The organism is Caenibacillus caldisaponilyticus, from assembly GCF_002003465.1.
Taxonomy (GTDB): domain Bacteria; phylum Bacillota; class Bacilli; order Bacillales; family Sporolactobacillaceae; genus Caenibacillus; species Caenibacillus caldisaponilyticus.
Map to the genome: position 1 here is coordinate 39,172 of NZ_BDDQ01000008.1, position 9,945 is coordinate 49,116.

At 53.5% G+C, this 9,945-nt stretch carries 9 protein-coding genes and 1 rRNA gene; all 10 read left to right on the plus strand.

What is annotated here, in order from left to right:
* Window positions 1–59 precede the first annotated feature (59 nt).
* Window positions 60–2,093, plus strand: a complete 2,034-nt coding sequence (gene ftsH, locus CCB157_RS03675; protein WP_077614580.1) for an ATP-dependent zinc metalloprotease FtsH — start codon at window positions 60–62, stop codon at window positions 2,091–2,093.
* 261 nt (window positions 2,094–2,354) lie between these two features.
* Window positions 2,355–3,131 (plus strand): type III pantothenate kinase, encoded by a 777-nt coding sequence (locus tag CCB157_RS03685; protein WP_077614593.1) that lies wholly within the window; start codon window positions 2,355–2,357, stop codon window positions 3,129–3,131.
* 4 nt (window positions 3,132–3,135) lie between these two features.
* Window positions 3,136–4,011, plus strand: a complete 876-nt coding sequence (gene hslO / locus CCB157_RS03690; RefSeq protein WP_077614582.1) for an Hsp33 family molecular chaperone HslO — start codon at window positions 3,136–3,138, stop codon at window positions 4,009–4,011.
* Between the two features lie 58 nt (window positions 4,012–4,069).
* Window positions 4,070–4,921: a dihydropteroate synthase gene (gene folP / locus CCB157_RS03695; protein ID WP_077614583.1), complete on the plus strand. Its 852-nt coding sequence runs from the start codon at window positions 4,070–4,072 to the stop codon at window positions 4,919–4,921.
* Window positions 4,922–5,290: a dihydroneopterin aldolase gene (gene folB / locus CCB157_RS03700; RefSeq protein ID WP_077614584.1), complete on the plus strand. Its 369-nt coding sequence runs from the start codon at window positions 4,922–4,924 to the stop codon at window positions 5,288–5,290.
* Window positions 5,283–5,807, plus strand: a complete 525-nt coding sequence (folK, locus tag CCB157_RS03705) for a 2-amino-4-hydroxy-6-hydroxymethyldihydropteridine diphosphokinase (protein ID WP_077614585.1) — start codon at window positions 5,283–5,285, stop codon at window positions 5,805–5,807. The genes folB and folK overlap by 8 nt, the downstream gene beginning before the upstream one ends.
* On the plus strand, window positions 5,759–5,974 hold the full coding sequence (locus CCB157_RS03710; protein WP_077614586.1) for a helix-turn-helix domain-containing protein: 216 nt from the start codon (window positions 5,759–5,761) through the stop codon (window positions 5,972–5,974). Before folK ends, CCB157_RS03710 begins: the two co-directional genes overlap by 49 nt.
* A 15-nt stretch (window positions 5,975–5,989) precedes the next feature.
* A complete protein-coding gene (gene dusB, locus CCB157_RS03715) occupies window positions 5,990–6,976 on the plus strand; it encodes a tRNA dihydrouridine synthase DusB (protein ID WP_077614587.1) in 987 nt (328 codons plus the stop codon).
* A gap of 153 nt (window positions 6,977–7,129) precedes the next feature.
* Window positions 7,130–8,626, plus strand: a complete 1,497-nt coding sequence (gene lysS, locus CCB157_RS03720) for a lysine--tRNA ligase (RefSeq protein WP_077614588.1) — start codon at window positions 7,130–7,132, stop codon at window positions 8,624–8,626.
* A gap of 522 nt (window positions 8,627–9,148) precedes the next feature.
* Window positions 9,149–9,945 (plus strand): 16S ribosomal RNA (locus CCB157_RS03730); the annotation flags it as partial.

The following is a 9,945-nucleotide window of genomic DNA, read 5'->3' on the forward strand; positions in this document are numbered from 1 at the left end:
TGTTTATTCGGGTGTGATAGTATAAAATATGGTTCCCTTGGTGCGGGAGGAGGTAAGGGATGAGTCGTATATTTCGCAATTGGATCATATATTTGCTCATATTCCTGGTTATTATAGGCATCACCAGCTTCTTTACGAGTGCAAATAGAGAAGTTAAACCGATGTCCTATAGCAGGTTTTTATATCACTTGAACCACGGCGATATTAAGAGTTTGACGCTTCAGCCGGAAGGCGGCGTATATATAGGCCGCGGCCAGCTCAAATCTTATCAAAACAATGAGACGTTCAAGACGTATATCCCGCCTAATGATAAGGCGCTTGATCAAATCCAAACAAAAGTTGACCAATCCGAAATCAATTTTAAACCGACGGAACAGACGAGCGGCTGGGTGAGTTTTCTCGTTCAGATCATCCCGTTCGTCATCATCCTCATCCTGTTTTTTATCTTGATCAATCAAGCGCAGGGCGGCGGCAGCCGAGTCATGAATTTCGGCAAGAGCAAAGCCCGGCTTTATTCCGACGATAAGAAAAAGGTGAAGTTTAAAGATGTCGCCGGCGCCGATGAGGAAAAGCAAGAGCTCATCGAAGTCGTCGAATTTTTGAAAGATCCTCGGAAATTTGCCGCTTTGGGCGCGCGCATTCCGAAGGGCATTTTGCTCGTCGGCCCTCCCGGCACCGGTAAAACCCTTTTGGCCCGCGCTGTGGCGGGCGAAGCCGGCGTTCCGTTCTTTTCGATCAGCGGTTCAGACTTCGTCGAAATGTTTGTCGGCGTCGGCGCCTCCCGCGTCCGTGACTTGTTTGAAAACGCGAAAAAGAATGCGCCGTGCATCATTTTTATCGACGAAATCGACGCGGTCGGGCGGCAGCGCGGCGCTGGCTTGGGCGGCGGACACGATGAACGCGAACAGACGCTCAACCAATTGCTCGTCGAAATGGACGGCTTTGGCGTGAATGAAGGCATTATCATCATCGCGGCGACCAACCGTCCGGACATTTTGGATCCGGCGTTGCTCAGGCCCGGCCGTTTTGACCGGCAAATCGCCGTCAACCGTCCGGATGTCAAAGGGCGCGAAGAAGTGCTGCGCGTTCACGCCCGGAATAAACCGCTCGCGAGCGACATCGATTTGGGCGTCGTTGCCCGGTTGACGCCCGGCTTCTCCGGCGCCGATTTGGAAAACCTTTTGAATGAAGCGGCGCTCGTTGCGGCCCGCCAAAACAAAAAGGTTATTGAAATGGAAGATATTGATGAAGCGATTGAACGCGTCATCGCCGGTCCGGCGAAGAAGAGCCGCGTCATTTCCGAAAAAGAGCGCAAAATCGTTGCGTACCATGAATCGGGTCACACCATCATCGGCCTGACGTTGGCAAGTGCGGAAACCGTCCACAAAGTGACCGTCGTCCCGCGCGGCCAGGCCGGCGGGTACGCCGTCCAATTGCCGAAGGAAGACCGCTACTTCTTGACCAAACCGGAATTGCTCGAGAAGATCACCGGGCTTCTCGGCGGCCGCGTCGCCGAAGAAATCGTCTTCGGCGAAGTGAGCACCGGGGCTTCCAATGACTTTGAACGGGCGACCAACATCGCGCGGCGGATGGTTACCGAGTTCGGCATGAGCGAAAAGCTTGGACCGATGCAGTTCGGACAAAGCCACGGACAAGTTTTCCTCGGCCGCGACATTCAAAACGAGCCGAACTACAGCGATCAGATCGCTTATGAGATCGACCGCGAAATCCAGCGCATCATTAAAGAGTGCTACGAGCGATGCAAACAAATCCTCACCGAAAAGCGCGATCAGCTGGAGCTCATCGCCCAGACGCTGCTCAAGGTGGAAACGCTCGAAGCCGATCAGATCAAGGCGCTGATTGAAACGGGCGAACTGATCGAACCGAAATCGGTGCGCAGAAGAAAAGAAAGAGAACAAAAACTGAATGCCGAACAAAATAAAGACGGCCAAAACCATGAAACCGGTGGCGACAAACCGGCCAAAGCGGACGCCGAACCGCCTGTTGAAAATCGCGGCGGCGAACCGGTAGCGAAAGACGATTCCGATCCCGCAAGTAACGATGTGACCACCGACGATAAAAAAGAAGACTGATGTCCATCCCAAAAGCCCCGAATGCCGGGGCTTTTTCCGCATATCGGAACGTTCAGGGCCGGCGGTGTTGACGCAACGGCCGAAACTTTTTTTATGCCGAGCGCGGGCCGTTTCCTTCGGGCCTTGCCGTCTAAGGCCACTTTTTCTGGAAGCGCGGATCCGGCGGCCGGCGGGGTTCGGGAGAAGGGTTCGTCCGTGCCGGGCAGGGTGAATTTGTGATAAGATTAATACGCTTTAATCCAAACGGATCGGGTGATGGTCATGATTTTTGTTTGTGATGTCGGCAATACGAATATCGTTTTGGGTGTTTACGACGGGGACAAGCTGCTTCATCATTGGCGGATCGCCACCAATCGCGAGAAAACCGAAGACGAATTTGCGATGGTGATCAAAAATTTGTTCGACCAGGCGGCGCTTGATTTTGATCGGTTCGACGGCGTCGTCATCTCTTCGGTCGTCCCTTCCATCATGTTTCCGTTGGAGCGCATGTGTGAAAAATACTTTAATATAAAGCCTCTTATCGTCGGACCCGGCATTCGCACCGGCCTGAACCTTAAAGTCGATAACCCGCGGGAAATCGGCGCGGACCGCATCGTCAACGCCGTCGCGGCGATTCATTATTATAAGGCGCCTTTGATCATCGTGGATTTTGGAACGGCGACGACGTTTTGTTACATTGATGAAAACGAAAATTACAACGGCGGGGCGATCGCGCCAGGCATCATGATTTCCACGGAAGCTTTGTATGAACAGGCTTCCATGCTGCCGCGCATTGAATTGACCAAGCCGCCGTCCGTTGTCGGCAAAAACACCATCTCCGCCATGCAATCGGGCATTGTTTACGGTTATGTCGGCTTGGTGGAGGGCATCGTGAAAAGGATGATGCGTTTAAGCGACAAGAAAGCGACGGTGATCGCTACCGGGGGGCTTTCGACGTTTATCGCAAAAGAAACGCAAGTGTTCGATCACATCGATCCGCTTTTGACTCTCAAAGGACTTTATCTCATTTATCAACGCAATACGGCGGATAAGGAGTGACATTATGTCCGATTATCTCATCAAAGCGCTCGCCTATGACGGCCAACTTCGGGCGATGGCGGTGCGCACGACGGAAATGGTGGCAGAAGCTCAGCGCCGCCATGATACGTGGCCGACGGCCTCAGCCGCTTTGGGGCGAACGATGACTGCGGCGACCATGCTCGCCTGCCAACTCAAAGGCGATGACAAGCTCACGGTCACCGTCGAAGGCGGGGGACCGATCGGCGTCATCATTGTCGATGCCAACGCCAAGGGCGAGACGCGCGGTTACGTGACCAATCCCCACGTGGATTTTGAATTAAACGACAAAGGCAAATTGGACGTCGCCCGGGCGGTGGGAACGAAGGGGCAGTTGAGCGTTGTCAAAGATATGGGCTTGAAGGAAAATTTCGTCGGCCGCATCCCGCTCGTTTCCGGCGAAATCGGTGACGACTTTACGTATTACTTGGCAAAGTCCGAACAAATCCCGTCGGCGGTCGGCGTCGGCGTTCTGGTCAATCCCGACAAATCCATCAAGGCTTCGGGCGGTTTCCTGATTCAAGTGATGCCGGGGGCTTCGGACGACATCATCGACAAATTGGAAAAACGGCTGAAAGAAATCCCGCAGGTTTCCAAAATGGTCGACCAAGGGCTTTCGCCGGAAGACATGCTCGAGGTCATTTTCGGCAGCGGCGTGGTGAAAGTGATCGATCGCCAGCCGGTCACGTTCAAGTGCACGTGTTCTCGGGAAAAAATCGAAAACGGTTTAGCTGGGCTCGGCAAAGAAGAATTGAAGGCGATGATCGAGGAAGATAAAGGCGCCGAGGCGACCTGCCGTTTTTGCAATCAAACTTATCGCTTTACGGAAGAGGAATTGCGCGCCTTGTACGAAAGCCTTTAATCCGAATGTATTGAGAATAAGCCGTAGCAGAGGCGGCATGCGAGGGGGAAACCGCAAAATGCTCAAAACGATAGCCAAGCATCGCCATCAAATCGTGCTCAAAAATCGCGTTTTAAATTTTAAAAACCGCACGCTGATCATGGGCATTCTAAACGTGACGCCCGATTCCTTTTCCGACGGGGGACGCTATAACCGTGTGGACAAGGCGGTGCAGCACGCCCTCGAAATGATTGAAGACGGGGCCGACATCATCGACATCGGCGGTGAATCGACCCGGCCGGGCCACGAGCCCGTTCCTGCCGACATTGAGATGGAGCGCGTCATCCCGGTCATCCGGGCGATTCGTGAAGTGAGCGACGTTCCGATCTCGATCGATACCTATAAGGCCGTCACCGCCCGTGCAGCACTGGAAGCGGGCGCCGACATCATCAATGACGTCTGGGGAGCCAAAGCGGACCCCGAGATGGCCAAGACGGCTGCCCTTTACGACGCCCCGATCATTCTCATGCACAATCGCCGCGACGCTCATTACGATGATCTCATCGAAGACATGAAAAAGGATTTGCTCGAGAGCATCGAGATGGTCAAGCGGACGGGAGTCACGGATGACAAAATCATTCTCGATCCCGGGATCGGCTTTGCTAAAACCTACAAGGACAATTTAACTGTAATGAGACATCTCGAGGCGTTCCACGAGCTCGGATACCCGATTTTGCTCGCCACTTCACGAAAATCTTTTATCGGCAAAACCTTGAATGCCGAGGTGGATGAGCGTTTGGAAGGCACGGGGGCGACCGTTTGTCTCGGCATTGCCAAAGGGTGTCACATGGTGCGCGTCCATGATGTGAAGCCGATCGCCAAAATGGTTAAAATGATGGATGCGATGCTCTACGATGGTGGCGAAGAATAAATGGATAAAATTTATGTCAATAAAATGGTATTTTACGGTTACCACGGGGTTTACGGCGAAGAACGAACCCTCGGCCAGCGGTTTTACGTGGACGTCGTTTTGGAATTGGATTTGAAGCCGGCCGGCCGTTCCGACGATCTTAAACAAACGGTGAACTACGCCGAAGTTTACGACATCGTCAAGCAAATCGTCGAGGGGCCGCCGTACCGGCTGATCGAATCGGTTGCCGAGTCCATTGCCCAAGCGCTTTTAAAACGTTTTATCACCGTCGCAAGCTGCCGGGTGAAAGTGACGAAGCCGGATCCGCCGATACCCGGTCATTACGACTCCGTGGCGGTGGACATCGTGAGGTCGCGCGCCGATGTTTAAATGTTATATCGGCCTCGGTTCCAATCTCGGCGACCGGGAAGGCTATCTGACGCAAGCGATCGCGCGTCTCGACGAACATCCCGGAATTCGCGTGCTCCGGTGTTCGTCGATTTATGAAACCGAGCCGTACGGCCCCGTCGAACAAGGCGATTTTTTAAACATGGTCGTTGAAATTGCGACGGCGCTTTCGCCGGAGGCTTTACTCGATGCCTTGCAATCCATAGAAAACGCGTTGCACCGCAAACGCCTCGTCCGGTGGGGACCGCGGACGATCGACCTTGACATTTTGCTATATGGGGATAAAATGATTGAGACAGAAAAATTGGTCGTTCCGCATCCCGAAATCGCCAAACGGTTGTTTGTCCTCATGCCGTTAAACGAATTGGCCCCGGATCTCGCCATTCCCGGCATCGGACAAACGGTCGGCGAGCGGTTGAAAAAGTTTCGATCCGTAAAAGGAGTGCGTTTATGGAAGCGGAATTGTGGGGCAGGAGAATTCGCGCCTTTCGAAAATTAAAGGGCTTTACTCAGGCGGAATTGGCTAAATCGATCGATGTGTCGTTGTCGGTGTTGGGAGAAATCGAGCGGGGTAACCGCATGCCGACCGAGGCGATCATCCAACGCATCTCGGAGACGCTCGGCGTTTCCGTCGACGAGATGTTGGAATTTAATAAAGAAAGCTAAAGGGGGGAATTCATCGTGCTGCAGATCGGCAATATCAAATTGAAAAATCAGGTCGTTTTGGCTCCGATGGCCGGTGTCTGCAATCCGGCTTTTCGGCTTATCGCAAAAGAATTCGGAGCCGGGCTCGTCTGTGCCGAAATGGTTTCGGACCGAGGGATTATCCACAAAAATCAAAAGACGATGCAAATGTTGTACGTGGATGAGCGGGAAAAGCCGATGAGCCTGCAAATTTTCGGCGGAACGCGCGAGACGCTCGTCGAAGCGGCAAAATATGTGGACAAATACACAAACGCCGACATCATTGACATCAACATGGGTTGCCCCGTTCCGAAGGTGACGAAGTGCGACGCCGGGGCGAGATGGCTGCTTGATCCGCAAAAAATCTATGATATGGTCGCTGCCGTCGTCGACGCCGTCGAGAAGCCGGTGACGGTCAAGATGCGCAAAGGCTGGGATGACGAACACGTCTACGCCGTCGAAAACGCCCTGGCGGTGGAAAGGGCCGGCGGGGCCGCGGTCGCCATCCATGGGCGCACCCGCGTGCAAATGTATGAAGGCGTCGCCGATTGGGACATCTTGAGAGAGGTCAAACAAGCCGTCAACATTCCGGTCATCGGCAACGGCGACGTCAAAACGCCGCAAGACGCCAAGCGAATGCTCGAAACGACCGGGGTGGACGGCGTGATGATAGGACGGGCCGCTCTCGGCAACCCGTGGATGCTTTATCGCACCGTTCAATATTTAGAGACCGGCGTATTGTATGATGATCCGGAACCGCGCGAACGCATTGATGTGTGTTGTTTGCATTTAGACCGGTTGGTCAAATTGAAAGGTGAAGAAATCGCCGTTAAAGAGATGCGCAAACATGCCGCGTGGTACCTAAAAGGTTTAAGGGGTGCCAACAGCGTGCGCAAAAAGATTAACCTTTGCGAGCGGGCGGATGAACTAAAGGCGATTCTTTACGAATACGTCGAACAGCTCGAATTGGAAATGGCGTCATAAAGGCGTTGCGAGCCGGTTGTAAAGCTGCTGCCAGCCCGTTGTCACGGGTGCGCGTGCGAATCGTTTATGCTGCTTGGGACATTCAACTGCCGGTGCGGACTGGCAGTTTTTTCTTTCGGAGTCCGGGGAGTGGAGCAAAAGGAGATGATGCATATGACCCATGAAAATGAAATGAACGACTTGCTGTTGGCGCGAAGGGAAAAACTGAAAAAACTGATCGATAAAGGGATCAATCCGTTTGGCGAACGCTTTGAAAGGACGTACACGGCGCAAAAAATGAAAGAGGAATTCGGCGCCATGTCCCGGGGAGAACTTGGAGAAAAAGAATATCCCGTCCGCCTTGCCGGCCGGATCATGACCAAGCGCGGCAAAGGGAAAGCCGGTTTCGCCCACATCCAAGATTTGACGGGCCAAATCCAGATTTACGTTCGGAAAGACGCCGTCGGCGACGAACAATACGAACTGTTCGACAGCATTGACATCGGGGACATCGTCGGTGTCGAAGGCGTCGCTTTTAAAACAAAAGTCGGCGAACTGTCCGTAAAAGTCAAGGATTTCAAATTGCTGACGAAATCCTTGCGCCCGTTGCCTGACAAATTCCACGGATTGAGGGATATCGAACAGCGTTACCGCCAGCGCTACCTCGATTTGATCATGAATCAAGAGGTGCAAGAAACCTTTATCACCCGGAGCAAAATCATCCGCCACATTCGCGAATACTTGGATGGTCTAGGTTTCTTGGAAGTCGAAACGCCGATGATGCACAACATCCCGGGCGGCGCGGCGGCGCGTCCGTTTATCACCCACCACAACGCTTTGGACATTCCGCTTTATATGCGGATCGCCATCGAGCTCCACTTGAAGCGGCTGATCGTCGGCGGCTTGGAAAAAGTGTACGAAATCGGGCGCGTCTTCCGTAATGAGGGCGTCTCCACCCGTCACAATCCAGAGTTTACGATGCTCGAATTATACGAAGCGTATGTCGATTTTCACGACATCATGGAACTGACGGAGAACCTCATCGCATATGTCGCCGGCAAAGTGCTCGGCACGACCAAAATCACTTACGGCGAACATGAAATCGATCTTGAGCCGAAATGGCGGCGCGCCCATATGGTCGATTTGATCAAAGAAACGACGGGCGTGGATTTTTGGCAGCAAATGACCGACGAAGAGGCGCGCCGTCTCGCGAAAGAGCACGGCGTCGCGGTCACGGATAACATGACGTTCGGCCACGTCGTCAACGAATTTTTCGAGCAAAAAGTGGAAGAAACGCTGATCCAGCCGACGTTTGTTTACGGCCATCCCGTAGCGATTTCGCCCTTGGCGAAGAAGAACGAAAAAGATCCGCGGTTTACCGATCGCTTTGAATTGTTCATCGTCGGACGGGAACATGCGAACGCGTTCAGCGAATTAAACGACCCCATCGATCAGCGGAAACGCTTCGAACAACAAGTGAAAGAACGCAACGAGGGGAACGACGAGGCGCACATGATGGATGAAGATTTCCTCGAGGCGCTGGAGTACGGCATGCCGCCGACCGGCGGTTTGGGCATCGGCATCGATCGCCTTGTCATGCTTTTGACGAATTCGCCGTCGATCCGCGATGTTCTCTTGTTCCCGCAAATGAAAAAACGGGAAGATCATTGACACCCCTATAACCGATGGCGGAAGGGCTCGTTTTGAACCGAGTAGGACGACCTTTCCGCTTTTTTTATCTTTTCCGAGAAAACCTATTTTTGTGAGAGTTCAAAGGCGTCTGACGGCCGGATGTGCCTGCACGTTTGGATGATGTTGTGTAATTTCTCCCGGTTCAAGGAGATCAATCCCGAAGCGCTTCCTTTTTCGTGGGTTTTTGTCTCATCCAGGAAAAAGGAAAAATTTACAAGTAAAAAGCCGTTGACGAATGCGGTAAACGGTGATAATATTTATGACGTCGCTCCGGTGAGCGGCTGGATAAAAAGTGATTGACACGAATCGTCAAGATGTGTTAATCTAATAAAGTCGCTTCCGGGAAACCGGGGCGACGGATGGCTCTTTGAAAACTGAACAAAAGCCAAGCGCGAATGAAAAGGGCAACCTTTTCCGGACGCCACGGATGAAACGGATGTAAAGGTTACGATGGACCGATTCGATCGGTCGTCGTTTTCGAGACGCCGGAAGGCGTCGACTTTTACGGAGAGTTTGATCCTGGCTCAGGACGAACGCTGGCGGCGTGCCTAATACATGCAAGTCGAGCGCGGGAAGCGGACGGATCCCTTCGGGGTGACGTCCGTGGAACGAGCGGCGGACGGGTGAGTAACACGTGGGCAACCTGCCCGTAAGACCGGGATAACTCCGGGAAACCGGGGCTAATACCGGATAGGCTTTTGCCCCGTATGGGGCAAAAGGGAAAGATGGTTTCGGCCATCGCTTACGGATGGGCCCGCGGCGCATTAGCTAGTTGGTGAGGTAACGGCTCACCAAGGCGACGATGCGTAGCCGACCTGAGAGGGTGATCGGCCACACTGGGACTGAGACACGGCCCAGACTCCTACGGGAGGCAGCAGTAGGGAATCTTCCGCAATGGACGCAAGTCTGACGGAGCGACGCCGCGTGAGCGAGGAAGGCCTTCGGGTCGTAAAGCTCTGTTGTCGGAGACGAACAAACGCCATAGGAAATGATGGCGTCCTGACGGTATCCGACGAGAAAGCCCCGGCTAACTACGTGCCAGCAGCCGCGGTAATACGTAGGGGGCGAGCGTTGTCCGGAATTATTGGGCGTAAAGCGCGCGCAGGCGGCCCTTTAAGTCTGATGTGAAAGCCCGCGGCTCAACCGCGGATGGGCATTGGAAACTGGAGGGCTTGAGTGCAGGAGAGGAGAGTGGAATTCCACGTGTAGCGGTGAAATGCGTAGAGATGTGGAGGAACACCAGTGGCGAAAGCGGCTCTCTGGCCTGCAACTGACGCTGAGGCGCGAAAGCGTGGGGA

Excerpts from the sequence above, each read along its gene's own strand:
- lysS (WP_077614588.1), top strand. The coding sequence starts at position 7,130 with ATGACCCATGAAAATGAAATGAACGACTTGCTGTTGGCGCGAAGGGAA.
- CCB157_RS03710 (WP_077614586.1), top strand. The coding sequence starts at position 5,759 with ATGGAAGCGGAATTGTGGGGCAGGAGAATTCGCGCCTTTCGAAAATTA.
- hslO (WP_077614582.1), top strand. The coding sequence starts at position 3,136 with ATGTCCGATTATCTCATCAAAGCGCTCGCCTATGACGGCCAACTTCGG.
- folB (WP_077614584.1), top strand. The coding sequence starts at position 4,922 with ATGGATAAAATTTATGTCAATAAAATGGTATTTTACGGTTACCACGGG.
- ftsH (WP_077614580.1), top strand. The coding sequence starts at position 60 with ATGAGTCGTATATTTCGCAATTGGATCATATATTTGCTCATATTCCTG.
- CCB157_RS03685 (WP_077614593.1), top strand. The coding sequence starts at position 2,355 with ATGATTTTTGTTTGTGATGTCGGCAATACGAATATCGTTTTGGGTGTT.
- folP (WP_077614583.1), top strand. The coding sequence starts at position 4,070 with ATGCTCAAAACGATAGCCAAGCATCGCCATCAAATCGTGCTCAAAAAT.
- folK (WP_077614585.1), top strand. The coding sequence starts at position 5,283 with ATGTTTAAATGTTATATCGGCCTCGGTTCCAATCTCGGCGACCGGGAA.